The organism is Micromonospora sp. WMMD964 (genome assembly GCF_029581455.1).
GTDB lineage: Bacteria > Actinomycetota > Actinomycetes > Mycobacteriales > Micromonosporaceae > Micromonospora.
The window spans coordinates 5847232-5872185 of the sequence record NZ_CP120860.1; the positions used below are offsets into that span (position 1 = coordinate 5847232).

The 24954-nt window shown below is 71.0% G+C and carries 25 protein-coding genes; 6 read left to right on the forward strand and 19 right to left on the reverse strand.

Features of this window, described 5'->3' with window-relative positions:
* Nucleotides 1–19: 19 nt before the first annotated feature.
* Both O7616_RS26590 and O7616_RS26595 read right to left on the reverse strand, forming a co-directional pair.
* Nucleotides 20–787, reverse strand: coding sequence for an enoyl-CoA hydratase/isomerase family protein (locus tag O7616_RS26590; protein ID WP_282304507.1), 768 nt, complete (start codon nt 785–787; stop codon nt 20–22).
* A 46-nt stretch (nt 788–833) separates the two neighbouring features.
* Nucleotides 834–1061 carry a helix-turn-helix domain-containing protein gene (locus tag O7616_RS26595; protein WP_007462679.1) on the reverse strand — a complete coding sequence of 76 codons (228 nt, stop codon included), beginning with the start codon at nt 1059–1061 and terminating at the stop codon, nt 834–836.
* Between the two features lie 216 nt (nt 1062–1277).
* Between O7616_RS26595 and O7616_RS26600 the strand changes: the two genes are divergently transcribed.
* Nucleotides 1278–1877 (forward strand): cadmium resistance transporter, encoded by a 600-nt coding sequence (locus O7616_RS26600; protein WP_282304508.1) that lies wholly within the window; start codon nt 1278–1280, stop codon nt 1875–1877.
* A gap of 33 nt (nt 1878–1910) precedes the next feature.
* Here O7616_RS26600 and O7616_RS26605 read toward each other — a convergent pair whose 3' ends face one another.
* Complete coding sequence (locus O7616_RS26605; RefSeq protein ID WP_282304509.1) at nt 1911–3515, reverse strand: ABC-F family ATP-binding cassette domain-containing protein; 1605 nt, start codon at nt 3513–3515, stop codon at nt 1911–1913.
* 263 nt (nt 3516–3778) lie between these two features.
* On the opposite strand from O7616_RS26605, the gene O7616_RS26610 reads away from it, so the two are divergent.
* On the forward strand, nt 3779–4702 hold the full coding sequence (locus O7616_RS26610) for a neutral zinc metallopeptidase (protein WP_282304510.1): 924 nt from the start codon (nt 3779–3781) through the stop codon (nt 4700–4702).
* 219 nt (nt 4703–4921) lie between these two features.
* Here the strand turns inward: O7616_RS26610 and O7616_RS26615 are convergent, their stop codons facing one another.
* From O7616_RS26615 to O7616_RS26675, 13 genes are all read right to left on the reverse strand, one after another.
* Complete coding sequence (locus O7616_RS26615; protein WP_282304511.1) at nt 4922–5281, reverse strand: SgcJ/EcaC family oxidoreductase; 360 nt, start codon at nt 5279–5281, stop codon at nt 4922–4924.
* A 26-nt stretch (nt 5282–5307) separates the two neighbouring features.
* On the reverse strand, nt 5308–5607 hold the full coding sequence (locus O7616_RS26620; RefSeq protein WP_282304512.1) for a muconolactone Delta-isomerase family protein: 300 nt from the start codon (nt 5605–5607) through the stop codon (nt 5308–5310).
* Between the two features lie 72 nt (nt 5608–5679).
* Entirely contained in the window at nt 5680–6333 is a 654-nt protein-coding gene (locus tag O7616_RS26625) for an acVLRF1 family peptidyl-tRNA hydrolase (protein ID WP_282304513.1), read from the reverse strand.
* Nucleotides 6334–6370: 37 nt separating this feature from the next.
* On the reverse strand, nt 6371–7003 hold the full coding sequence (locus O7616_RS26630; protein ID WP_282304514.1) for a LysE family transporter: 633 nt from the start codon (nt 7001–7003) through the stop codon (nt 6371–6373).
* 570 nt (nt 7004–7573) lie between these two features.
* Complete coding sequence (locus O7616_RS26635; RefSeq protein ID WP_282304515.1) at nt 7574–8182, reverse strand: TIGR03086 family metal-binding protein; 609 nt, start codon at nt 8180–8182, stop codon at nt 7574–7576.
* 192 nt (nt 8183–8374) lie between these two features.
* Entirely contained in the window at nt 8375–8839 is a 465-nt protein-coding gene (locus O7616_RS26640; RefSeq protein ID WP_282304516.1) for a metal-sulfur cluster assembly factor, read from the reverse strand.
* 185 nt (nt 8840–9024) lie between these two features.
* Nucleotides 9025–9498: a Fe-S cluster assembly sulfur transfer protein SufU gene (sufU, locus tag O7616_RS26645; RefSeq protein ID WP_282264829.1), complete on the reverse strand. Its 474-nt coding sequence runs from the start codon at nt 9496–9498 to the stop codon at nt 9025–9027.
* Nucleotides 9499–9500: 2 nt separating this feature from the next.
* Complete coding sequence (locus O7616_RS26650; protein WP_282304517.1) at nt 9501–10805, reverse strand: cysteine desulfurase; 1305 nt, start codon at nt 10803–10805, stop codon at nt 9501–9503.
* 20 nt (nt 10806–10825) lie between these two features.
* The gene (gene sufC, locus O7616_RS26655; protein WP_282257829.1) at nt 10826–11599 is read right to left on the reverse strand and encodes a Fe-S cluster assembly ATPase SufC; all 774 of its coding nucleotides are present in this window, start codon (nt 11597–11599) and stop codon (nt 10826–10828) included.
* Nucleotides 11599–11925: a non-heme iron oxygenase ferredoxin subunit gene (locus O7616_RS26660; RefSeq protein ID WP_282304518.1), complete on the reverse strand. Its 327-nt coding sequence runs from the start codon at nt 11923–11925 to the stop codon at nt 11599–11601. Before O7616_RS26660 ends, sufC begins: the two co-directional genes overlap by 1 nt.
* A complete protein-coding gene (gene sufD, locus O7616_RS26665) occupies nt 11925–13070 on the reverse strand; it encodes a Fe-S cluster assembly protein SufD (RefSeq protein ID WP_282257827.1) in 1146 nt (381 codons plus the stop codon). Before sufD ends, O7616_RS26660 begins: the two co-directional genes overlap by 1 nt.
* 88 nt (nt 13071–13158) lie before the next feature.
* Nucleotides 13159–14589 (reverse strand): Fe-S cluster assembly protein SufB, encoded by a 1431-nt coding sequence (sufB, locus tag O7616_RS26670; protein ID WP_088988557.1) that lies wholly within the window; start codon nt 14587–14589, stop codon nt 13159–13161.
* Nucleotides 14586–15290, reverse strand: coding sequence for an ArsR family transcriptional regulator (locus O7616_RS26675; RefSeq protein WP_282307736.1), 705 nt, complete (start codon nt 15288–15290; stop codon nt 14586–14588). The genes sufB and O7616_RS26675 overlap by 4 nt, the downstream gene beginning before the upstream one ends.
* A 182-nt stretch (nt 15291–15472) precedes the next feature.
* On the opposite strand from O7616_RS26675, the gene O7616_RS26680 reads away from it, so the two are divergent.
* On the forward strand, nt 15473–16441 hold the full coding sequence (locus tag O7616_RS26680; protein ID WP_282304519.1) for a COX15/CtaA family protein: 969 nt from the start codon (nt 15473–15475) through the stop codon (nt 16439–16441).
* A 462-nt stretch (nt 16442–16903) separates the two neighbouring features.
* On the opposite strand, the gene O7616_RS26685 is transcribed toward O7616_RS26680, so the two are convergent.
* The 3 genes from O7616_RS26685 to O7616_RS26695 all read right to left on the reverse strand — a co-directional run bounded on the left by O7616_RS26685 (nt 16904) and on the right by O7616_RS26695 (nt 19516).
* Entirely contained in the window at nt 16904–17824 is a 921-nt protein-coding gene (locus O7616_RS26685; protein WP_282304520.1) for a hypothetical protein, read from the reverse strand.
* A gap of 13 nt (nt 17825–17837) precedes the next feature.
* On the reverse strand, nt 17838–18173 hold the full coding sequence (locus O7616_RS26690) for a hypothetical protein (RefSeq protein WP_088988554.1): 336 nt from the start codon (nt 18171–18173) through the stop codon (nt 17838–17840).
* Nucleotides 18174–18562: 389 nt separating this feature from the next.
* Nucleotides 18563–19516 carry a heme o synthase gene (locus O7616_RS26695; RefSeq protein WP_282257823.1) on the reverse strand — a complete coding sequence of 318 codons (954 nt, stop codon included), beginning with the start codon at nt 19514–19516 and terminating at the stop codon, nt 18563–18565.
* Between the two features lie 266 nt (nt 19517–19782).
* Between O7616_RS26695 and tkt the strand changes: the two genes are divergently transcribed.
* The 3 genes from tkt to O7616_RS26710 all read left to right on the forward strand — a co-directional run bounded on the left by tkt (nt 19783) and on the right by O7616_RS26710 (nt 24853).
* Entirely contained in the window at nt 19783–21921 is a 2139-nt protein-coding gene (gene tkt, locus O7616_RS26700) for a transketolase (protein ID WP_282304521.1), read from the forward strand.
* A gap of 15 nt (nt 21922–21936) precedes the next feature.
* The gene (tal, locus tag O7616_RS26705) at nt 21937–23136 is read left to right on the forward strand and encodes a transaldolase (RefSeq protein WP_282304522.1); all 1200 of its coding nucleotides are present in this window, start codon (nt 21937–21939) and stop codon (nt 23134–23136) included.
* A gap of 67 nt (nt 23137–23203) precedes the next feature.
* The gene (locus O7616_RS26710) at nt 23204–24853 is read left to right on the forward strand and encodes a glucose-6-phosphate isomerase (RefSeq protein ID WP_282304524.1); all 1650 of its coding nucleotides are present in this window, start codon (nt 23204–23206) and stop codon (nt 24851–24853) included.
* Nucleotides 24854–24954 lie beyond the last annotated feature (101 nt).

The window sequence follows — 24954 nt, forward strand, 5'->3', positions numbered from 1 at the left end:
CTTCCCGTGCGGTCCTTACCTATTCTCCGCTGCCGGCCAGATCGCGGAGCCGACGGGTCTGTGCCTCCCGCTCGGCGCGCTGCTGGTCGGCGTGCGATCGCCCAGCCGCGCCGGCGAGCAACGCCTTGATCTCCACCACCGCGTCCCGGGGCCCGGCGAGCAGACCGGCGGTCAGGTCCTGGACCGCGCCGTCCAACTCGGCCGGAGGCACGACGAGGGTGGCCAGCCCGATCCGGTCCGCCTCGGCGGCGTCCAACCGACGGCCGGTCGCGCAGATCTCCAGCGCGCGGGCGTAGCCGACGAGCTCGACGAGGCGTTTCGTGCCGGCCAGGTCCGGCACCAGGCCCAGGGTCACCTCGGCCATCGACAGTCTCGCGTCGGCGGCGAGAACACGCAGGTCACAGGCGAGCGCGAGCTGAAAGCCCGCACCGATCGCGTGGCCCTGCACGGCGGCGACCGAGATGACGTCCGGGCGGTGCAGCCAGGTGAAGCCGGCCTGGAACTCCGCGATGCGCTCGGCACACTCCTGCTCGGGCAGGGCGGCCAGCTCCGCGAACGAGCCCGGGCCGGAAGCACCGGCGACCGCGAGGTCGAGGCCCGCGGAGAACGCACGCCCCTCGCCCCGGACCACCACCACCCGCACGTCGCCGGGCAGTTCGCGGGAGAAGTCGCTCATCGCCCGCCACATCGAAGGCGTCTGGGCATTGAGCACGTCGGGCCGGCACAACGTCACCGTGGCAACCGGCCCGTCGCAGGTCAGCCGAACCCCGGTCGCCTCGGCGGTCACCGGACGGCCCGGGGCGCGGCGCTGGTGGACGACGCTGAGGGGCGGGTCACGCCTTCTTGCGGCGTCGGGCACCACCGCGCTGACGCAGCTGCACCCCGGACTCGGTGAGCACTCGGTGGATGAACCCGTAGGAACGGCCGGTCGAGGCCGCCAACGCGCGGATGCTTTCCCCCGAGGTGTACCGCTTTACCAGGTCCTTGGCGAGCGTCTGACGCTCGGCTCCGACGATCCGGCGACCTTTCTCAGTGCTGGTGGCTGTGCCAGTGGCTGCCATACTGTGTCCTCACGTCCCAGACTGTGCGGTTCGGATACGGTCCCACCTATTAGACCGCCTCGGACGATCATGCGCCAGATATCAACTCTTCGCCAACCGACACGCTATGCAATGTCAGCTTCCCGATAGAGTGATCCTGGCAATCGGTCGCGTCCGGCCCTCCGGACGTACCCCCCGCAGGCCCCGGCCGCCGCCGACGAGCCGTAACCTGCCGTCGTGATCGACCTGTTCAGCACGGCGGCCGGAGCGGCGGTGGTCTTCGCCGCGACCGACATCGACGACATCGTCATTCTGACGCTGTTCTTCGTCGCGGCGCGCACGGCCGGCAGTCCCCGCCCGTGGCAGATTGTCGCCGGCCAATACGTCGGTATCGGTGCGCTCGCGCTGGCGAGTGCGGTGGTGGCGGCCGGGCTACTCGTGGTGCCGGACCCGTGGACAGGGCTTCTCGGCCTCCTGCCGATCGCACTGGGCGTCCGCGCGCTACGGCGCCCAGACGAGGACGACACCCCCATCGTCGTCACCGGAACGCTCGGTGTGGCCGGGGTGACGATCGCAAACGGCGCCGACAACGTGGCCGTCTACGTACCCGTCTTCCGGGCCCTGGGCGTCGCCGACAGCGCGGTGTTCCTCCTGGTGTTCGTGCTGCTCATCGCGCTGTGGTGCGCCGCCGGCGCCTGGCTGGGCGGGCACCCCCGGGTGGTCCGGCTGGTCGAACGCGCCGGTCACTGGCTGGTGCCGACGATCTTCATCGGCATCGGCGTGGTGATCCTGGTCAGCTCCGGCGTCCTCGGCCGACTGGTCGACCCGCTCGGCTGAGAACGCGGCCGAGCGTCGGCGGGCGGGACGCGGTCAGGCCAGCTCGACCAGTTCGAGCAGGTCGTCGCTCCAGGCGTCCTCGTCGCCGTCAGGCAGCAGGATCGCCCGGTCCGGCTTGAGCGCGAGCACCGCCCCCGGGTCGTGGGTGACCAGGACGATCGCGCCCGGGTAGTTGGCGATCGCGTCGAGCACCTGCTCCCGGCTGACCGGGTCGAGGTTGTTCGTCGGCTCGTCCAGCAGCAGCACGTTGGCACCGGAACAGACCAGCGTGGACAGCGCCAGCCGGGTCTTCTCACCACCGGAGAGCACCCCGGCCGGCTTGTTCACGTCGTCACCGGAGAAGAGGAACGCACCGAGGATCTTGCGCAGGTCGGTGTCGGACTGCTCGACGGCGGCGGCGCGCATGTTCTCCAGCACGGTCCGCTCCACGTCCAGCGTCTCGTGCTCCTGGGCGTAGTAGCCCAGCCGCAGGCCGTGACCCGCGTGCACCTCGCCGGTGTCCGGGCTGAGCAGCCCGCCGAGCATCCGCAGCAGCGTCGTCTTGCCGGCGCCGTTGAGCCCCAGGATGGCCACCCGGGAACCCCGGTCCACGGCCACGTTGACGTCTGTGAAGATCTCCAGCGAGCCGTACGACTTGGACAGGCCGGTCGCCGTGAGCGGGGTCTTGCCGCAGGGAGCCGGGCTGGGGAAACGCACCTTGGCCACCCGGTCGGCGACGCGTACCTCCTCCAGGCCGGAGATCAGCTTCTCGGCGCGGCGGGCCATGTTCTGCGCGGCCACCGTCTTCGTCGCCTTGGCCCGCATCTTGTCGGCCTGCGCCATCAGCGCGCCGGCCTTCTTCTCCGCGTTGGCCCGCTCCCGACGGCGACGCCGCTCGTCGGTCTCGCGCGCCTCCAGGTACGCCTTCCAGCCCAGGTTGTAGACGTCGACGACGGAACGGGTGGCGTCGAGGAACCAGACCTTGTTGACCACCGACTCCAGCAGGGCGCCGTCGTGGGAGATCACGATCAGGCCGCCCTTGTGGTTGGCGAGGAAACCACGCAGCCAGGCGATCGAGTCGGCGTCGAGGTGGTTGGTCGGCTCGTCCAGCAGCAGGATGCCGCCGCCGTTCTCACCGGCGTCGCGGAACAGGATCCGGGCCAGCTCGATGCGCCGCCGCTGACCGCCGGAGAGGGTGCCGATGGTCTGCGCGAGCGCCCGGTCCGGTAGGCCGAGGTTGGCGCAGATCCGGGCGGCCTCGGCCTCGGCGGCGTACCCGCCCAGGGCCGCGAACTGGTCCTCCAGCGCGCCGTAGCGACGGACCAGCTTGTCGTCGGCGTTCTCGGCGAGCTGCTCCTCGATCTCCTTCATCTGCGCCATCAGCACGTCCAGGCCGCGCGCCGACAGCACCCGGTCGCGGCCGGTCACCTCCAGGTCACCCGTACGCGGGTCCTGTGGCAGGTAGCCGATGGCGCTGCGCTGGTCGATCTGACCGGCGTACGGCTGCCCCTCGCCGGCGAGCACCTTCAACGTGGTGGTCTTGCCGGCGCCGTTGCGACCGACCAGGCCGATCCGGTCACCGGGCTGCACCCGCAGCGTGGTGTCGGACAGCAGGATGCGGGAACCGGCACGCAGTTCCAGGCCGGTGGCAGTGATCATGGTGTCGGGCTCGCTCTCGGGGTCTGGAAGGCTGACTCGGGGCACGCGAAACGGCCGGCGGGCTCAAGGGCCCGACGGCGCGGGGCGGTTCAGCCTTCGCAGCGCAGCACCCGACAAGTGTACCGGGCGTCGCCGGGCGGTCCGCCCGGATTACCGATCAAGATCATCGGGTACCGGAACCGCTGTCCGGACCCCGTCCGGCACTTCGAGCGACAGAACGCAACACAGAGGGCATTCACGGACATACGGCGATCGGGGTCAGCATGGAACTCAACGAGCGGGCCGAACTCGACACCTCCCAGGTCAACGACCGGGGCCGGGGCGGTGGGGCGGGCGGCGGCATCGGCATCCCCCTGCCCGGCGGCGGGGGCCGGGGTGGCATCATCGGCATCGTCGTCGCCGTGTTGGTCGCGCTGCTCGGCGGCGGGTTCGGCCTGAACGCGATGACCAACGGCGAGGACGGCGGGCAGGCCGGTGGCGGCGCCGACCTGGAGCAGGTGTGCTCGCGCGACAACGCCCAGCGCTTCGACGACATCCGTTGCCGCAACCTGCTCTACGTCAACAGCATCCAGGCGTACTGGAAGAAGGCGTACCCGGAGCTGGGCGACGGCCAGTACGAGCCGACCGACACCAACTACTTCCAGGCCGCCGTGAACACCGGCTGCGGGCAGGCCGACTCGGGTGTCGGCCCGTTCTACTGCCCGGCCGACCGGCAGGTGTACATCGACCTCAGCTTCTACGACGAGCTGGCCTCCCGGTTCGGCGCGAAGGGCGAGTTCGCCCAGCCCTACGTGCTCGCCCACGAGTACGGGCACCACGTCCAGAACCTGCTCGGCACCAACGCCAAGGCCGGCCAGGGTGACCAGAGCGGCCCCCGGTCCGCCTCCGTGCGGCTGGAGTTGCAGGCCGACTGCTACGCCGGGGCCTGGGCCAAGAACTCCACCGAGAGCAAGGACAAGACCGGTCAGGAACCGCTGTTCACGTCGATCACCGAGACCGACATCAAGGAGGCCCTGGTGGCCGCCGAGGCGATCGGTGACGACAGCATCCAGGAACGCTCCGGCGGGCAGGTCAACCCCGACTCGTTCACCCACGGCACCTCGGAGCAACGGCAGCGCTGGTTCCGGCAGGGCTTCGACAGCGGCACCCCGAAGACCTGCGACACCTTCGGCACCGACCAGCTCTGACCGCTCCCCCGCCCGACCCGACCCGCCCCGTCAGCGCCGATCACGCTGGCGGGGCTAGGGCCTGTTTCATAAGAACTGGCCGGCCTGCGGCGGGCCCGGACGACGCCCGGCGGCGTTGCGGTTTCGCCCGGATACAACACCGGTATCCGGACGAAACCGCGCCTTGCCGGATCGCCGCCCGTGCTCCGCCTCGGCTCGACCGCGCTTATGAAACAGGCCCTAGTCGAGCTTGGAGACCTGGTAGTGCGCGATCAGCCAGTCGTCCTCGACCCGCCGCACGATCACGCCGAGGTGCACCCTCAAGGCCGGGCGGTCGGTGAAGCCGAACCGCACGTCCAGGTAGCCGAGGACCAGGTCGTCGGCGAGCCGGCGGGTCTCCCGGATGTCGTACCCGGCGGTCAGGCCGAGCGGCTGCGAGGCGTAGTACGCGGCGACCCCCGCCCGGCCGACGGTGTACGGGTGCAGCCCCTGGAAGATCGCGTCCTCGGTGAAGCACGAGGCGACCCGCTCCGGCTCGTGGGCGTCGACGGCCGCCTTCCACCGGTCCAGTACGGTACGCAGGATCTGGGTGTCGGACATGTGCGATCTCCCTGTTCAGCGGCGGATCACCGGGACGGCTGACCCGGGTCGTTCGGATGCGGCGTCAACGGCGTGACGCTCTCCCGCCGCCAAGCCCGCAACGGCATCGACGCGAGCACCGTCTCCAAGGCCTCGGCGTCGTCGGCCTGGAACAGCCCCCACGTACGCCACTCCCCCGGCGCCAGCGGCGGTCGCCACAAGCGCAGGAGACTGCCCTGCGCCGTCAGCTCGGCCGAACGCGCCGCCTCACGCGCCCGCATCGCGGCCACCTCGTCCTCCGACGTGCCCTCGGGCACGGTCGTCACCATGTCCACCAGAAACTCCACGTGCCCATCCTCCGACCGTCGGCACGGCGGCAGGCCGGGAACCCCGTTCTGCGTGGTGGTCGTCTCCTGCCCTCAGCCGGGTTCCGGGTCACGCAGCCGGATGTGCACCGCCCGCGCCGCCGTCACCGCCGCGACGAGCACCGTGTGCCGGGGTTCCGGCACGTCGAGCAACCGCTCCGCGCGCAGCGGCACCAGTGGGGCCAATCGCCGGTCGGCCAGCACGGTGTCCACCGCCCGCCGATCCCCGCCGCAGACCACAGCGGTCAGCCTCGCCACCTCCGGCAACAGCAGGCGTACGGCCAGGTCGGCCGCGTCACCCATGGCGGCCTTGGCCTGGTTGTCACGCCGCCGGGCGAACCGCTGCTGCGACCACCCGCCGGCGGCGGTGCGCCCCTGCACGTAGCGGCTGTCCACCTTGGAGACGACCAGGTCGCCCCCCTCGGCCACGCCGACGGCCACCGCGCCCTTACGGGCCAGCAGCAGGCCGATCCGGCGGGGCGCGACGGCGGAGGCCACGAACCCGGCGACGTCGTCGCCGGCCGACGCCCCCGGCGGGGCGTACAACTCGGCGGTGGACCCGTCGTCGGCGGTGAGCAGCAGCCCGTACTCCCGCGCGGTGGTGGTGTGCGGGCCGTGCCGCTCGGCGAAGCCCTCGACCCAGCGGCCGACGCGGGCGGGGTCGACCTCCACCCAGCGGCCACCGCCGGCTGCGGGTCGACTGGTCACCGCCCGACCGTACGGCACGGCCCGGCGTGCCCGGTGCTCAGCCCGGCAGCAGCGCGAGCACCGCCAGCGCGGCGATCAGCGCGCTGGAGACCAGACCGGTGACCAGCCGCCCGCGCGGACTGCTCAACGCCCGCCCGACCACGGTGCCGCCACCGGCGATGAGCAACTGCCAACTCGCCGACGCGAGGAACACACCCGCCACGAACAGTGCCGCGGGGAGCAGGCCCGCGTCGGTGGTGTCCGGGCGACCGAGCACCAACGCGACGAAGTAGAGGACGGTCGTCGGGTTCAGCAGGGTCAACCCGAGCAGCGCCGCGTAGGCCCGCCCCGGAGTGCCCAGGCCCCGACCGGCCCGTGCCGCCGGCGTCGCGTTCGAACGATGGGCGGCCCAGGTCCGCCAGAGGCCGTGCGCGGCGAGTCCCAGCAGCACCACGGCCGCCACCACCCGCAGCGGCCCGGCGACCGGCGCGATGATCCCGGCCAGGCTCGCGCCGCCCAGCGCGGCGACCGCCGCGTACAGGCCGTCGGCCGTCGCCACCGCGAGGGCCGCCGCCGCGCCGACCCGGAACGAGGTACGGGCACTGAGCCCCAGGATGAGGATCGCGATCGCGCCGACCGGGATGGCGACACCGTAACCGGCCACCAGGCCGGCGAGGAACGCCCCGCTCACGGCCGTCGGTGGCGGATCGAGGCTCGCCCCGGAACCGGCCGCTGTCGACGCACGGCAGTCGCCGCACGGACAAGGACCTGCATCGGGTACGCCTCAATCACACCCGCATCCTGCGCGCCGACGCCCCGCCGTCGCCACCACTTTTCCTCGCCTCGCCCTGCGCCCCGTGCCCGCGCCCTGCGCCCCGTGCCCGCGCCCCCTGCCTGCGCCCCGTGCCCCGTGCCCGCACGCCGCCCTCCCCGTCCCCCGCGCGCCCCGCGCCTCGCGCACCGCGCCTCGCGCACCGCACCGCACCGCACCGCGCCGCGCCCCGCCCCGCCCCGCCCCGCCCCGCCCCGCCCCGCCCCGCCCCAAGATCGTCACAACATCAGGGATGTTGCTGCCTCCGACGCCCGGGAGACACCAACATCCCTGTTCTTGTGCGGATCTTGACGGTGAGCGTTCGACGTGGGCGGCTGCGGGTGCGGCGCGATGCGAAGATCGTGCTCGAACCAGGATGTGGTGGTCTCGGTGACCTGCTGAGACCACTACATCCATGGTCGAGCGCGATCTCTGGGTGAACGTGGGGCGTCAGGCCGTCCGGGCGGACCACTGGGGGTCGCGGCCGAGGTAGGCGAGCAGGACGCTGACCTCGTCGGCCTCCGGGTCGGTGGTGATCGCCGGGGCGTACGCGCCGTAGTTCCGCAGCGGTTCGACGATCTGCCGGGCGACCACCAGCAGGGGGCGGGCCAGGTCCTCGCCGAGCGGGGACGACTGACCGGTGGCCGTCGCGATGTCCCAGGCGTGCACCGCGGCGTCGAGGGCGCACGCGACGGCACCGACGGGAGCCGGCAACTTGCCCTGGGGCAGCGGCGTGGGCACCTGCGGGTTGTCGTCGGCGACACTCGCCCAGGCGCGGGCGGAGGCGTCGAGAGCGGCGCGCAGGTCGACCATCTTGTCACCCTCGATCCGGCCGGAGGGCGCGAACGGGTCCTCCGTCGGCCCCGGGCCGCCGACGATCGCCGAGGCGAAGGCGAGCTGGTCACCCGTCGCGTGCTGGAGCACCTGGGTGACCGTCCACTGGTCGCACGGGGTGGGTCGGTCCCAGGCGTCGGCCGGAACGCCCTCGACGGCCGTCCGGAGTGCCTTGTGCGCCTCGCCGAGCACGATCCGCCACTGCGCCGCTGCCATCTCGCTCATCGTCCTGGCCTCTCCGTCGATCCCGTCAGACGAACGATCCCGCCCGCCTGCGGAGCGGAATGTTCCGCTCCGTTCAACTGTCATCAGCTTAGCAGACCGGAACGATCCGTTCCACAAGTGAGGCCGACGTATGTGAGAAAGCAATCGAGCGCGGCACCCCGACGGGGTACCGCGCTCGAAGGACGGGATCGGTCAGACGTTGAAACCGAGGGACCGAAGCTGGTCCCGACCCTCATCGGTGATCTTGTCCGGGCCCCACGGCGGCAGCCACACCCAGTTGATCCGGATGTCGTTGACCAGGCCGCCTCCGGGACCGGTGGTCAGTGCCTGCCGAGCCTGGTCCTCGATCACGTCGGTCAACGGGCACGCCGCCGAGGTGAGCGTCATGTCCAGGGTGGCGACGTTCTCGTCGTCGACGTGCACGCCGTACACCAGACCCAGGTCGACCACGTTGATGCCCAGCTCCGGGTCGACGACGTCCTTCATCGCCTCCTCGATGTCGGCGATCATGGCCTTGCTGACGCCGCCCGCCGGGGTGCCGGCGTCGCCGGCCTCCGGCGTCGCGGCACCGTCGGTCGTCGCGGCGTCGGTCTGCGGTGCCGCGGTGGTGTCACCGGCCTCCGGCGTCGCCGCAGTTGCCGTGTTCTCGCTGCTCATGCCATCACTCCGCTTCGCTCCGTGCCGCCACCGGGCAGCACTGCGCTGCACCAATTGTCCGCTCGCTCATGCCAACGCACCGCTCCCGCGGCGCCGTGCGGCACCGACGCTTCGCTCGCTCATGCCATCCGCTCCGCTGCGCCGTGAGGCCGCACCGCACCGACGATTCGCTCGCTGACGTTCGCTCATGCCGTCACCTCCGGGTTGACGCCGACGCCGGCACGTGCCGCGGCGTCCTTGAACGCCATCCACGGCAGCAGCGCGCACTTGACCCGGGCGGGGTAGCGGGCCACGCCCGCGAAGGCCACCCCGTCGCCGAGCACGTCCTCGTCCGGCGTGACCTGGCCACGTCCGGACATCAACTCCACGAACGCCTCGTGCACCTCGAATGCTTCCCCGGCGCCCCGACCACGCAGCAACTCGTGCAGGACACTCGCCGAGGCCTGGCTGATCGAGCAGCCCATCCCGTCGTACGAGATGTCGTGCAGGACCGTGCCGTCGGTGGCCACCCGGACGGTGACCTCGTCGCCGCAGGTCGGATTGACGTGGTGCGCCTCCGCGACCCGGTCCCCCGCGTCGTCGGCGTCGCGCAGGCCACGCCCGTGCGGGTGCTTGTAGTGATCCAGGATGATCTCCTGGTAGAGCTGGTCGAGCTGCACCATCAGTCGAACACCTTCCGCACCTGCTCCAGACCGGCCACCAGAGCGTCGATCTCCCCGGTGGTGGTGTAGAGGTAGAACGAGGCCCGGGTCATGGCCGGGACGCCGAACCGGCTGCACACCGGCTTGGCGCAATGGTGACCCACCCGCACCTGCACGCCGAGCGAGTCGAGCACCTGCCCCACGTCGTGCGGGTGGACGTCACCGACCGCGAACGAGATCGTGCCGCCCCGACCCACCGGCACGGTCGGGCCGAAGATCCGCAGGTCCGGCACCGAACCGAGGGCGTCCAGCGCGTACGCCGTCAGCTCCTTCTCGTGCCACTGGATGGCCCGCATCCCGACGCCGGTCAGGTAGTCCACCGCCGCACCCAGCGCGACCGCCTCGGCGATCGGCGGCGTGCCCGCCTCGAACCGGGCCGGCGGCGCGGCGAACGTCGAGCGGCCCATGGTGACCGTCTCGATCATCGAGCCGCCGCCCATCACCGGCGGCATGGCCGCCAGCAGCTCACCCCGACCCCAGAGCACACCGATCCCGGTCGGGCCACACATCTTGTGACCGGTGAACACGATGTAGTCGGCGTCCAGGTCGACCACGTCGATGGGCAGGTGCGGCACCGACTGGGAGCAGTCCAGCAGCAGCAGCGCGCCCACCTCACGGACCCGGGCGGTGATCCGGGCGGTGGCGTTGATCGTGCCCAGGATGTTGGACGTGTGCACCAACGAGACGATCTTCGTCCGTTCGGTGACCAGGTCCTCCAGACCCGACTCGTCCAGCCGACCCTGGTCGGTGACCGGGAACCAGCGCAGGGTCGCGCCCGTCCGCTCGCAGAGCAGCTGCCACGGAACGATGTTCGAGTGGTGCTCCATCTCGGAGATCACCACCTCGTCGCCGGGGCCGAGCCGGAACCGGGCGTCGGCGTCCGGGCGCAGCGAGGCGTTGGAGAAGGCGTACGCCACGATGTTGATCGCCTCGGTGGAGTTCTTGGTGAACACCACCTCGTCGACGCTCGGCGCGTTGATGAACGCGGCGACCTTCGCCCGCGCCCCCTCGTACGCCTCGGTGGCCTCGGTGCCCAGGGTGTGCACCGAGCGCGAGACGTTGGCGTTGTGCCGCGCGTAGTGCTCGTCGAGCACGTCGAGCACCTGGCGCGGTTTGTGGGAGGTGTTGGCGCTGTCGAGGTAGACCAGCGGGTGCCCGTTGATCTCCCGATCGAGGATCGGGAAGTCGGCGCGCACCCGGGCCACGTCGAAACGCGGCACGTCGTCGTACTGCGGCATCCCCTCGGGGATCGCGATGCTGGTCATCTCGGCAGCGCCTCTCCCGCTCAGGCCCGGGCCGTGCCGGCCCCGGCGGCGTACCGCTCGTAGCCCTCGGCCTCGAGCTTGTCGGCCAGCTCGGGGCCGCCCTGCTCGACGATCCGGCCGGCGACGAAGACGTGCACGAAGTCCGGCTTGATGTAGCGCAGGATCCGCGTGTAGTGGGTGATCAGCAGCACGCCGGTGTCGCCGGTGTCGCGGACCCGGTTGACGCCCTCGCTGACCACGCGCAGCGCGTCCACGTCGAGGCCCGAGTCGGTCTCGTCGAGGATCGCGACCTTCGGCTTGAGCAGCTCCAGCTGGACGATCTCGTGCCGCTTCTTCTCACCACCGGAGAAGCCCTCGTTGACGTTGCGCTGGGCGAACGCCGGGTCCATCTGCAGGCGCTCCATCGCGCCGCGCAGCTCGCCACCCCAGGTGCGCAGCTTGGGCGCCTCGCCGTCGATGGCGGTCTTCGCGGTGCGCAGGAAGTTCGCCACCGAGACGCCGGGGACCTCGACCGGGTACTGCATGGCCAGGAAGAGGCCGGCGCGGGCACGCTCGTCGACCGTCATGGCCAGCACGTCCTCGCCGTCGAGGGTCACCGTGCCGCCGGTGATCTCGTACTTGGGGTGACCGGCGATCGAGTACGCCAGGGTGGACTTGCCGGAGCCGTTCGGCCCCATGATCGCGTGGGTCTCACCGGAGCGGACGGTCAGGTCGACGCCGGCCAGGATCGGCTTGAGCTCACCCTCGGGCAGCTTGACCGACACCTTCAGGTCGCGGATCTCCAGGGTGCTCATTATCGGGTCACTCCATTACTCGGCGTCAGGCTGAGGTAGATGTCGCCGTCGCGGACGTCGACGGGGTAGACGGGGACTGGTTCGGTCGCGGGCAACCCGCTCGGCTCGCCGGTGCGCAGGTCGAAACGCGAACCGTGCAACCAGCATTCGAGCGTGCAGCCGTCGACCTCACCCTCGGAGAGGGCGACCGCGGCGTGCGAACACTCGTCGTACGCGGCGTAGAACCGACCGTCCTCGCCGTGCACGAGGGCGATCGAGGTGCCGTCGACGTCCACGCTGATCGCGGTGCCCTTCGGCACGTCCTCGACGGAGCAGATCCGGATCATCAGGCGCCGGCCTTGGTCAGCCGGGCCTCGATCGCCTCGCCGAGACGCTCACGCAGCGACTCCACCGGGATCTTGTTGATCACCTCGGCGAAGAAGCCACGGACCACCAGACGGCGGGCCTCGCCCTCCGGGATACCCCGGGCCATCAGGTAGAACAACTGCTCGTCGTCGAAGCGGCCGGTCGCGCTGGCGTGGCCGGCGCCGGCGATCTCGCCGGTCTCGATCTCCAGATTGGGTACGGAGTCCGCCCGCGCGCCGTCGGTGAGCAGCAGGTTCCGGTTGATCTCGTACGTGTCGGTGCCGGTCGCCTCGGCCTGGATCAGCACGTCGCCCACCCAGACGGTGTGCGCGTCCTCGCCCTGCAGGGCACCCCGGTAGCCGACGTAGCTGCGGCAGTCCGGAACGTTGTGGTCGACCAACTGCCGGTGCTCCAGGTGCTGGCCGGAGTCGGCGAAGTAGACGCCGTACAGCTCGGCCTCGCCACCCCGACCCGTGTATTCCACGCTGGTGAACTGCCGGACCAGGTCACCGCCGAGGGAGACCTGGATGTGCACGACCCTGGCGTCCCGGCCCAGCTTGACCTTCAGGTGCTGGGCCTGGACCGCGTCGTCGGCCCAGTCGGCGATCGTGACCAGGGTCAGCTTCGCGCCGTCGGCGACCAGCACCTCGACGTTGTCGGCCAGCGTGGCCGACCCGACGTGCTCCACCACCAGTGTCGTCTCGGCGAAGCGGCCCACCTCGACGAAGGTGTGCCCGAACGCCGGCTGCTCGGCACCCGTACCGACCACCCGCAGGCGCACCGGCTCACCGAGCACCGCCTCCGGGGCGACCCGCACCAGCAGGGTGTCGGTGGCGGCGCCGTAGGCCAGCGCGCTGACCCGGTCCACCGGGGTCAGCACGCTTCCGACCCGCTCGTCGTCGCGGCCGACCCGGGTGATCGTCACGCCCTCGGGCAGGTCGTCGTGCTCGTGCCGGACCACGCCGGTCGCGGCCGGCGCCTCGGCCACCAGACCGCGGAGGCGCTTGAGCGGGGTGAAACGCCAGTCCTCCTCCAGGCCGGTGAGGGCCGGGAAGTCGGCGACGTCGTACGAGCGCAGCGCCTGCGACTTGGTGCTGGGCGGCGGCGCGGAAGCCTGGGTAGTCATCTCTTCCTTGGTCTGTCTGTTCCGTGACGACGAGTGGGGCCTGGTGTGGCGGGCCGATATCGCAGGCCCGCCACGGGACGGGACGGCGTCAGCCGACCGCGCCCTCCATCTGCAGCTCGATCAGACGGTTGAGCTCCAGCGCGTACTCCATCGGGAGCTCCTTGGCGATCGGCTCGATGAAGCCGCGCACGATCATGGCCATCGCCTCGTCCTCGCTCAGGCCCCGGCTCATCAGGTAGAAGAGCTGGTCATCGCTGATCTTGGAGACGGTCGCCTCGTGCCCCATCGCCACGTCGTCCTCGCGGATGTCGACGTACGGGTAGGTGTCCGAGCGGGAGATGGTGTCGACCAGCAGTGCGTCGCACTTGACAGTGCTCCGGCTGTGGTGCGAACCCTCCAGCACCTGGACCAGACCCCGGTACGAGGTGCGGCCGCCGCCACGGGCGATCGACTTAGACACGATGGTGCTGCTCGTGTGGGGCGCCGCGTGCACCATCTTGGCGCCCGCGTCCTGGTGCTGGCCCTCGCCGGCCATCGCCACCGAGAGCACCTCACCCTTGGCGTGCTCACCGGTCATGTAGACCGCCGGGTACTTCATCGTCACCTTGGAGCCGATGTTGCCGTCGACCCACTCCATGGTCGCGCCCTCGTGGCAGACGGCGCGCTTGGTGACCAGGTTGTAGACGTTGTTCGACCAGTTCTGGATGGTCGTGTACCGGCAGCGCGCGTTCTTCTTGACGATGATCTCCACGACCGCGCTGTGCAGCGAGTCGGAGGAGTAGAGCGGCGCGGTGCAGCCCTCGACGTAGTGCACGTACGCACCCTCGTCGACGATGATCAGCGTCCGCTCGAACTGGCCCATGTTCTCCGTGTTGATCCGGAAGTAGGCCTGCAGCGGGATCTCCACGTGCACGCCCTTCGGCACGTAGATGAACGAGCCACCGGACCACACGGAGGTGTTCAGCGCGGCGAACTTGTTGTCGCCGACCGGGATCACCGTGCCGAAGTACTCCTTGAAGATGTCCTCGTGCTCGCGCAGCGCCGTGTCGGTGTCCAGGAAGACGACGCCCTGCTCCTCGAGATCCTCGCGGATCTTGTGGTAGACGACCTCGGACTCGTACTGCGCCGCGACACCGGCGACCAGCCGCTGCTTCTCCGCCTCCGGGATGCCCAGCCGGTCGTAGGTGTTCTTGATGTCCTCCGGCAGGTCCTCCCAGCTGGTGGCCTGCTTCTCGGTCGACCGCACGAAGTACTTGATGTTGTCGAAGTCGATCCCGGTGAGGTCCGCGCCCCACGCCGGCATCGGCTTGCGGCCGAACAGCCGCAGGCCCTTCAGGCGCAGGTCGAGCATCCACTCCGGCTCGTTCTTCTTGGCCGAGATGTCCCGCACCACCGCCTCGTTGATGCCGCGCTGGGCAGCCGCCCCGGCGGCGTCCGGGTCGGACCAGCCGTACTCGTACCGGCCCAGGGCGGCGAGCTGCTCTTCCTGGGTCAGGGGCTGGACGATCTGCTCGGTCATCTATCTGTCCTCACAGTGGTGACGGGATTACCGGATTGAACACGGCCCGGCTGGGTCGGGATGTGCGTGGTGCACACCCCGTCGCCGTGCGCGATGGTGGCCAGGCGCTGCACGTGGGTGCCGACCAGACGGGAGATCACCGCGGTCTCGGCCTCGCACAGCTGGGGAAACTCGGCGGCCACGTGCGCCACCGGGCAGTGGTGCTGGCAGAGCTGACCGCCGGAGGCGATCGTGGTCGCGTTGGCAGCGTAACCCTCGGCGGTCAGCGCCGCGGCGAGTGCCTCGGCACGCGCGAGAGGGTCGTCGCCGGCGTCCTCCATCGCCGCTCGGCAGCGGGATTCGAGAGCGGAGACCTGCTCGGCGGCGAACGCCTCCACCGCGTCCGAACCGCCGCTACGGGCGATCCACCGCAAGGCGGCGGTGGCCATGTTGTCGTAGTGGTGTGTGCCACAGCGGACCCGGCCCGCCTCGGTCAACATGAACACCTTGGCCGGACGCCCCCGGCCGCGGCTGCCCTGCACGGTCTGCTCGCGGGCATGCACGTCACCGTCGGCGAGCATCGCGTCCAGGTGTCGGCGGATCGCCGCCGGGCTGAGCCCGAGGGCCACGCCGAGCTGCGCGGCCGTGGTGGGCCCCTGCTCCAGCAGCAACTGGGTGACCCGGTCCCGGGTGGAGATCTCGGCCGCCGTGGCCCCCGGCATGCTCGTGACGGGCGCCGACGTGGGCGCACCGACAGCCGGACCGGCCGTCGGCTGCTGCCCGGAGAGCGCCGCCGCGTTTTTCACAACGCCAACGTTACGTAATTACCCGGACTGTCGCAAACCCGGGTCCCGGTGATCCGAACCACCGCGTCGGCGGAGTCGGACGAACCTCGATCACTACGGTGCGTAGGATTTGCGCCGTGAACCGAATCGCCCGTCCGGTCCCCGGCATCCTGCTGCGCCGCCTCGCGCTCGCCTCGATCATCGCGAACGTCGGGATCGTCGTCACCGGCGGGGCCGTCCGGCTGACCGCCTCGGGCCTCGGCTGCCCCACCTGGCCCCGGTGCACCGACGATTCCTACGTCACCACGCCCGAGATGGGCGTGTACGGGGTGATCGAGTTCGGCAACCGGATGCTGACCTTCGCGGTCGGTCTCATCGCGCTGGCCACCCTGCTGGCCGTGCTGGCGCACCGACCCCGCCGACCCGGGCTCCTCCCACTGGCCGTAGCGGTCTTCCTGGGCATTCCCGCCCAGGCGGTGGTCGGCGGGATCACCGTGCTCACCAACCTCAACCCGTGGGTGGTCGGGCTGCACTTCCTGGCCTCGATGGCGGTGATCGCCGCCGCGTACGCCCTCTGGCGGCGCGTCGGCGACCCGGACGGCCCGACCGTCGCCGTGGTGCCCGCGCCGCTGCGCACCCTCGCTCGGATCACCACCGGCGTCACCGTCGCGGTACTGGTCATCGGCACCTGGGTGACCGGCAGCGGCCCGCACGCCGGCGACCACGGCGCCGCCCGCAACGGGCTCGATCCCGAGACGATCTCGCAGGTGCACGCGGACGGTGTCTTCCTGCTGATCGGCCTCTCGGTGGCCCTGATCTTCGCGTTCCGCGCCGTCGGCGCTCAGCGCGCCACCCGCGCGGCGATCGTCCTCATCGCCGTCGAGCTGGGTCAGGGCGTGATCGGCTTCGTGCAGTACTTCACCCACGTGCCGGCACTCCTGGTCGGCGCGCACATGCTCGGCTCCTGCCTGGTGCTGCTGGCCACCCTGTCCGTGCAGTGGTCCACCCGGGAACGCCGGCCGGTCGCCCCGACCCCCTCCCAGGCCACCCCCGCCGACGCGACCACCCCGGTCCCGGTCACCGCCTGACGACACCCCCCAGGGATCCCTGGCCGCACCGCGCCCCACGCCCCGCCACACGCATGCACGCCCAACGCCCAACGCCCAACGCCCAACGCCCAACGCCCAACGCCCAACGCCCCGCGCCCCGCGCCCCGCGCCCCGCGCCCCGCGCCCCGCGCCCCGCGCCCCGCGCCCAAGATCCTCACAACATCAGGGATGTTGCTGCCTCAGACACGCGGGACACAGCAACATCACCGATCCTGCGCGGATCTTGGCGACGAACGGCGGATCTTGGCGATGAACGCCGTCGCCGGCCGACCGGGGGCGGTTGGGGACGCCCGCGACCGTCAAGGTCACGCTCGAACCAGGATGTAGTGGCCTCGGCGGCGCGCCGACGCCACTACATCGATGATCGAGCACGATCTTGGGGCCTCGTCACCGCGCTCCGCGCCCGATCACCCTGCCCGAGATGCGCGGCAAGCAGGGGCGTCAGCCGCGGCGGGCCAGGTGGGTGGTGATCGCGTCGGCGAGGCGGTCGGGGGCTCCGTCCGCGTACCCGACGAAGAGGGACGGTTCGGTCAACTCCAGCTCGACCAGGACCGGCTCGCCGTCCGGGCCCGGAATGAGGTCGACCCGGGCGTAGAGGAGCTGCCGGGTGCCGCCGGGCACGGTGGCGAGGGTCTTCTCGGCCACCGCGAGTTGGTCGGGGCGGGCGGCACGGGAGGTGATCTCCTCGGCCTTGTAGAGCCCGTCCGGGCCCAGGTCCGGGCCGGTCAGCATCGGGCCCTTGCGGATCGCGTGGCTGAACGCGAGCCCGTCCGGGCCGGCGAGGAAGAGCAGCGCCGTCTCGCCCTCGGTGTCGACGGCACGCAGGTACGGCTGGACCATGGTCACCCGGCCGGCGTCGGAGAGCCGGCGGACGTGCGCGGCGGCGAGGTCCCGGTGCTCCGGGTCGGTCAGGTCGTACCGCCCGGTGTCCTGGCTGCCGGCGCTGACCGCGGGCTTGAGCACGTACTCGCCGGTCTCGGCGGGCGGCTGCCAGGTCTCCCCCGGCTCGACCCACGACGTCGGCACGGTCGGCACCCCGGCGGCGCTCAGCTCGGCGAGATAGCGCTTGTCGGTGTTCCAGCGGACCACCTCGGCCGGATTGACCAGGGTCGGGACGGTTGCCGCCCAGGCGACGAACTCGTCGCGGCGTAGCGCGTAGTCCCACGGTGAACGGAGCACGACGAGGTCGTAGGAGGACCAGTCGACGTCGGCGTCGTCCCACACCGCGGCTTCCACGGTGACGCCACGGGCGGCGAGCGGGGCGAGTACCAGGCGGTCGTCCGGGTCGAGGTCGACCAGGTCGGCACAGGTGACGAGAGCGACCCGGGGTTCCCCCCGGGTCGACTGGTGGTGGGTGGTCAATTCAGGTGTCTATTCAGCGGGCCATCGTGCGTCGGGCCATCGACCGCCAGAGGTCGTTGCTCGGGCGCATCTGGTCCATCAGTTCACGCTCCCAGGCGTTCTCGACGGCTACTCCCGCCTTGGCGCACGCCTCCCGGGCGGTGACGGTGTCGTCGGCGAACTGGTCGCCCCACTCACCGTCGGCACCGACCAGGACGATCCGCGCGCCGCGCTTGCCGACGTACTCGATGACCGCCTTCGCGCCGCCGTGTCCAGCGGCGAACGCCTTGAGACCCGCAACGAGGCCCTGCGGCGTCTGCTCGCCGGCGGTCTGCTCAGCCGTCAGCGTCGTATCGGAACCATCTGCCATGACGCGAAGCCTAAGCAGACTCGCACCCTCCCGGGCGAGAACCATGAACCTTTTGTGATGCCAATTACCTACAGGTTTAAGACTGACCACAGACTTGCTGTCCGTTTATATGCCGACTTTTAGGCCCAAAGCACCTCGACATTAGAGCCCTCAACCGCCGCAGGTTGAGCGCATACGACTCATGTCGAAAGTTACTCTGATGTGACGTTAAACCGGGACAACTCATCCACGGCCATGATTAATCACGTGATCACCGGCCTCGATCGCCCGCCCGCCGGGCCGCACCCACGAACGGCCGCACCAGACCAGCGCCGCACGAGTCAGACCAGGGAGCGAACCACGCCGGCGCCGCGCGGGTCCAGACCGGCGCCGCGCAGGCCGCCGAACGATCAGATCAGCGCGTCGAGCGCGACGGCCACGAAAACGATCGTGAGGTACGTCGTCGACCAGTGGAACAGCCGCATCGGCTTGACCGCCTCGCCGCGCGTCGCGCGCCGGCACAGCTTGTGCGCCTCGACCAGGAAGACGGCACCCACCACCAGGGTCGGCACCCCGTAGATCGCGCTGAGCCCCAGCGGCCAGACGGCCAGGGACGTGAGCACCGTGAGCCACGCGAAGATCAGGATCTCGGCGTTGACCCGTCGGGTCGAGGCCACCACCGGCAGCATCGGGATGCCGGCGCGTGCGTAGTCGTCCTTGTACTTCATGGCGAGGGGGTAGAAGTGCGGCATCTGCCAGAAGAAGACCACCGCGAAGAGCCCCCAGGCGGCGGGTGCGAGCGATCCGGTCACCGCCGCCCACCCGATCAGGACCGGGGCCGCCCCGCAGGCGCCACCCCAGAAGGTGTTCGTGGGGGTCGACCGCTTGAGCCACAGGGTGTAGACGAGGTCGTAGTAGGCGATCGCCGCGAGGGTCAACCCGGCGGCCAGCAGGTTGGTGAACGCCGCCATCAGGGCGACCGACACCGCCGCCAGCACCAGACCGAAGATCAGCGCGCTCCGCGGCGACACCGTGTGCGCCGGCAGCGGCCGACGCTTGGTACGCCGCATCAACTGGTCGATGTCCCGGTCGATGTAGCAGTTGAGCACGCTGGCCGCGCCGGCGGCGAGCGAGCCACCGATCAGCACGACGGCCATCAGCCACAGCGACGGGAGCCCGCCCTCGGCGAGCATCATCGCCGGGATGGTGGTGACCAGCAGCAGTTCGACGATCCGCGGCTTGGTGAGCGCCACGTACGCCGAGATGACCGCGCGTACGTCCCGCCGGGCCACCGGGCCCTCGGCCGCCCGCGCCGGGCGCGACCCGGCCGGGTTGCTCGCGGGGCGCTCGGTGATCATGCTCACGGATTGGCACCTTCCGGCATCGGCACGGGGAGATTCGGAAATGTCGGGCCCGTTCGGGTCCGCACACCGACCCACACACTACGCGTCGTCGTTTTGGCTGCCCGGCCGACCCGACAACGGTGCGGACGGTCACACCACCGAGGTCAACCGCGCATCTGGATCGTCACGTAGCGCACACCATGCGCAGATCCCCGGGCGCACGTTTAGGCACGCTCGATAAGGTCATCGGTGAGGGTTCCGCCCATCTGCCGAGGAGCACAACCATCGTGGCTGCCAAACGACCCGAGCACTCCGCACTGAACTGGTCCGACCTCGATCGCCGGGCCGTCGACACCGTCCGCGTACTGGCCATGGATGCCGTCGAGAAATCCGGCAACGGCCACCCGGGCACCGCGATGAGCCTCGCGCCCGCGGCCTATCTTCTCTTCAACCGCGTCATGCGGCACAACCCGGCCGACCCGAACTGGCCCGGCCGGGACCGGTTCGTCCTCTCCGCCGGGCACTCCAGCCTGACGCTGTACATCCAGCTGTTCCTGTCCGGCTACCCGCTGAGCCTGGACGACCTGAAGTCGCTGCGGCAGTGGGGCTCGCAGACGCCGGGTCACCCGGAGCACGGGCACACGCCGGGCGTGGAGACCACCACCGGCCCGCTCGGGCAGGGCCTGGGCAACGCGGTCGGCATGGCCATGGCGGCCCGCCGCGAGCGCGGCCTGTTCGACCCCGAGGCCGAGCCGGGCGCGTCGGTCTTCGACCACGACATCTGGTGCATCGTCTCCGACGGCGACATCGAGGAGGGCATCAGCCACGAGGCGAGCGCCCTCGCCGGGCACCAGCAGCTGGGCAACCTCACGGTGATCTACGACGACAACGAGATCTCCATCGAGGACGACACCCGGATCGCCAAGAGCGAGGACGTGGCCGCCCGCTACGAGGCGTACGGCTGGCACGTGCAGACCGTCGACTGGCGCAACGGCGACGCCGACCAGGGCGACTACCACGAGGACGCCGAGGCGCTGTACGCGGCGCTGGTGGCCGCCAAGGCGGAGACGGCCCGCCCCTCCTTCATCGCGCTGCGCACCATCATCGGTTTCCCCGCGCCCAACAAGCAGAACACCGGCAAGATCCACGGTTCGGCGCTCGGCGCCGACGAGGTGAAGGCCACCAAGCGGATCCTCGACTTCGACCCGGAGCAGACCTTCCAGGTCGACGAGGAGGTGCTCGCCCACGCCCGCACGGTGATGGGCCGCGGCTCCGACGCGCAGCAGGAGTGGACCACCGCGTTCGACGGCTGGAAGAAGGCCAACCCGGAGCGCACCGCGCTCTACGAGCGGCTGGCGGGTCGCGTACTCCCCGACGGCTGGACCGACGCGCTGCCGGTCTTCCCGGCCGACGCCAAGGGCGTCGCCACCCGGGCCGCCTCGGGCAAGGTGCTGGAGGCCCTGGCGCCGGTGCTCCCGGAGCTGTGGGGCGGCTCGGCCGACCTGGCCGAGAGCAACAACACCACGATGAAGGGCGAGCCGTCGTTCATCCCGGCCGCGCACGCCACCAAGGACTTCCCCGGTCACGAGTACGGCCGCACGCTGCACTTCGGCATCCGTGAGCACGCCATGGGCGCGATCCTCAACGGCATCGCCCTGCACGGCGGCACCCGCCCGTACGGCGGCACGTTCCTGGTGTTCAGCGACTACATGCGTCCGTCGGTGCGGCTGGCCGCGCTGATGAAGCTGCCGGTGACCTACGTCTGGACGCACGACTCGATCGGTCTCGGCGAGGACGGCCCGACCCACCAGCCGGTGGAGCACCTGACCGCGCTGCGCGCCATCCCGGGGCTGGACGTGGTCCGCCCGGCGGACGCCAACGAGACGGCCTGGGCGTGGCGGCTGGCGCTGGAGCACACCGACCGGCCCACCGCGCTGGCGCTGAGCCGTCAGCCGCTGCCGACCCTGGACCGCGACGTCCTCGGTGCGGCGGAAGGTGTGGCCAAGGGCGGCTACGTGCTGGCCGAGGCGTCCAACGGCAAGCCTCAGGTGATCATCATCGGCACCGGTTCCGAGGTGCAGCTCGCCCTGACCGCCCGGGAGCGGCTGGAGGCGGACGGCACCCCGACCCGGGTCGTCTCGATGCCCTGCCAGGAGTGGTTCTTCGAGCAGGACGAGGCGTACCGGGAGTCGGTTCTGCCACGCGGGGTAAAGGCACGGGTGAGCGTGGAGGCGGGCATCGCGATGTCCTGGCGCGGCATCGTCGGTGACCTCGGCGAAAGCGTCAGCCTGGAGCACTACGGGGCGAGTGCCCCGCACACCGTGCTCTTCGAGCAGTTCGGGTTCACCCCGGACCGGATCGTGGCGGCGGCGCACGCCTCGCTGGCCCGGGTGGGCGACATCACCGGTTTCACCACCGGCAACTGAGGGAGCGTGGACGGCATGACCGACAAGCTGAATGAGCTCACCGCCGCGGGCGTGGCGGTCTGGCTCGACGACCTTTCCCGGGTACGACTGAGCTCCGGCGGGCTGGACCAGCTCCGCCGTGAGAAGCACGTGGCCGGTGTCACCACCAACCCGACGATCTTCGCTAAGGCACTCAGCGACGCCGACGAGTACAACTGGCAGCTCCGCGACCTCGCCACCCGTGGCGTGGACGTGGAAGAGGCGGTACGCATGCTCACCACGTACGACGTACGGTGGGCCTGCGACGTGATGCGCCCGTCGTACGACGGCAGCGCGGGCGTCGACGGTCGGGTCTCGATCGAGGTGGACCCGCGCAGCGCCCACGACGCGGACAAGACGGTCGCCGAGGCCAAGGCGCTGTGGTGGCTGGTCGACCGGCCCAACCTCTACATCAAGATCCCGGCCACCGAGGAGGGCCTGTCGGCGATCACCGACACGCTGGCCGAGGGGATCAGCGTCAACGTGACGCTGATCTTCGGTCTGGACCGCTACTCGGCGGTCATGGAGGCGTTCCTCGCCGGCCTGGAGCAGGCGAAGGCCAACGGTCACGACCTGTCGAAGATCGGCTCGGTCGCGTCGTTCTTCGTCTCCCGGGTCGACTCCGAGGTCGACAAGCGATTGGACCGGATGGCCGACAAGGCCGCCGACAGCGCAGGCAAAGAGCGCGCGGTGGGACTGAAGGGGCGCGCCGCCGTGGCGAACGCCCAGCTGGCGTACGAGCGCTACACCGAGGTCTTCTCCTCGGACCGGTGGAAGGCGCTCGCCGCCGCCGGCGCACACCCGCAGCGGCCGCTGTGGGCGTCCACGTCGACGAAGAACCCGGACTACCGCGACGTCATCTACGTCGAGGAGCTGATCGCCGACGGCACCGTCAACACCATGCCGGAGTCGGTCATCCACGCGTACGCCGATCATGGCGAGACCCGCGGCGACACCGTCACCGGCTCCTACGACGCGGCCCGGCAGGTCTTCGCGGACCTGGAGTCGGTCGGGGTGGACATGGCCGACGTGATCGCCACCCTGGAGCGCGAGGGCGTGGAGAAGTTCGAGGCCAGTTGGCAGGAGCTGCTCGACGGCGTCAGCAAGTCGTTGAAGGCCGCCGCGAAGGGCACCGGCGCGCCGAACAAGGCCGCCAAGGACAACGCGAAGGCCGCTGAGAAGGCCGGTGGCGCATGAGCGAGCGAATCAGCAGGCGCAGCGCGGAGGTGCCTCATGACGGGACGCGGCGGAGCGGAGTGACGGCATGAGCGACCTGCTTGCGGGGCCGGTGGAGGCAGCCGCCGGGCTCGCCGTGTACGGCGCGGACGCGGTCGACAAGGCCGCGCCCGCCTCGACCCGCGACGCCCTGGTGAAGTCCGGCGTTCCGGGCAAGCTGGCCGGTAAGGACGCCAGCCTGTGGGGTCCGGACGCCGAGGCCGAGGCGAAGATCCGGCTGGGCTGGGTGGACACCCACCGGCGCAGCCGGGAGCTGCTGGCGCAGCTCGCCGAGCTGAAGGCGGAGCTGGCCGATCTGGATCACGTGGTGCTCGCCGGGATGGGCGGCTCGTCGCTGGCCCCCGAGGTGATCACCCGGACGCTGGGGCGCCCGCTGACGGTGCTGGACACCACCGACCCGGGTCAGGTCCGGGCGGCGCTCGGTGACCGGCTGGAGCGCACCGTCGTGGTGGTGGCGAGCAAGTCCGGGTCGACGGTGGAGACCGACAGCCACCGACGTGCCTACTGGCAGGCGTTCCTGGACGCCGGGATGACCGAGGCGGAAGCCGGCCGGCACTTCGTCATCGTCACCGACCCGGGTTCGCCGTTGGAGGCCACCGCGGCCGAGATGGGCGCGTTCACCGTGCTCGCCGACCCGAACGTCGGCGGCCGGTACTCGGCGCTGACGGCGTTCGGTCTGGTGCCCTCGGCGCTGGCCGGGGTCGAGGTCGCGGAACTGCTCGACCAGGCCGACGCGCTGGCCGCGTCGCTCGGCGCCGACCAGAACAACCCGGCGCTCGCGCTGGGCGCCGCGCTGGGTGCGGCGGCGACGCTGGCCCGGGACAAGGTCGCCCTGCTCTCCGACGGCACCGGCATCGACGGGCTCGGCGACTGGGCCGAGCAGTTGATCGCCGAGTCCACCGGCAAGGCCGGGGTGGGCATCCTCCCGGTGGTCGTGGAGTCCCCGCAGAGTCCCGGCGCCACCGGGTCGGACGTGCTGACCGTCAGCTACGGCGGCGCGCTCGCCGCGGGTGACGTGCCGGGCGGCGGCGCCAACCCGGACGTGGCCGTCAACGGTCCGCTGGGCGCGCAGTTCCTGGCCTGGGAGTACGCGACCGCGGTGGCCGGTGTGGTGCTCGGCATCGACCCGTTCAACCAGCCGAACGTCACCGAGTCCAAGGAGAACACCAACAAGATCCTGGCTTCGGGCCTGCCGGCGGAGACGCCGTCGTTCACCGAGGGCGCGGTCGAGGTGTACGCCCCGCAGGGCGCTCCCGGCGACCTGGCCGGCGTGCTGCGCTGGCTGCTGGACGGGCTGGGCGACGACGGTTACCTCGCGGTGATGGCGTACCTCGACCGGTTCGCCGACGCCGACGCGGCCCGGCTGCGGCCGCTGCTGGCCCAGGCGGGCGGTCGGCCGGTCACCTTCGGTTGGGGGCCGCGGTTCCTGCACTCGACCGGCCAGTACCACAAGGGTGGCCCGCAGGTGGGCAGCTACCTCCAGGTGACCGGCGCGGTGGCCGAGGACCTGGAGGTGCCGGGCAAGCCGTACACCTTCGGTGAGTTGCAGGCGGCGCAGGCCGCCGGTGACCGGCAGGCTCTCGCCGGTCGGGAGCGGCCGGTGCTGCGACTGCACCTGACCGACCGCGCGGCCGGTGTCGCTCAACTGCTCGACGCCGCCGGTGATCTGCGCGCGTGAGGATGGACGACGTGACTGAAGCGGAGCGAGGAGGTGGGTCGGTGAGCGCGAGGAGTGAGCCGGGGTTGCGAGCCCCGCAGTCGCGAGTTGAAAGTGGCTCG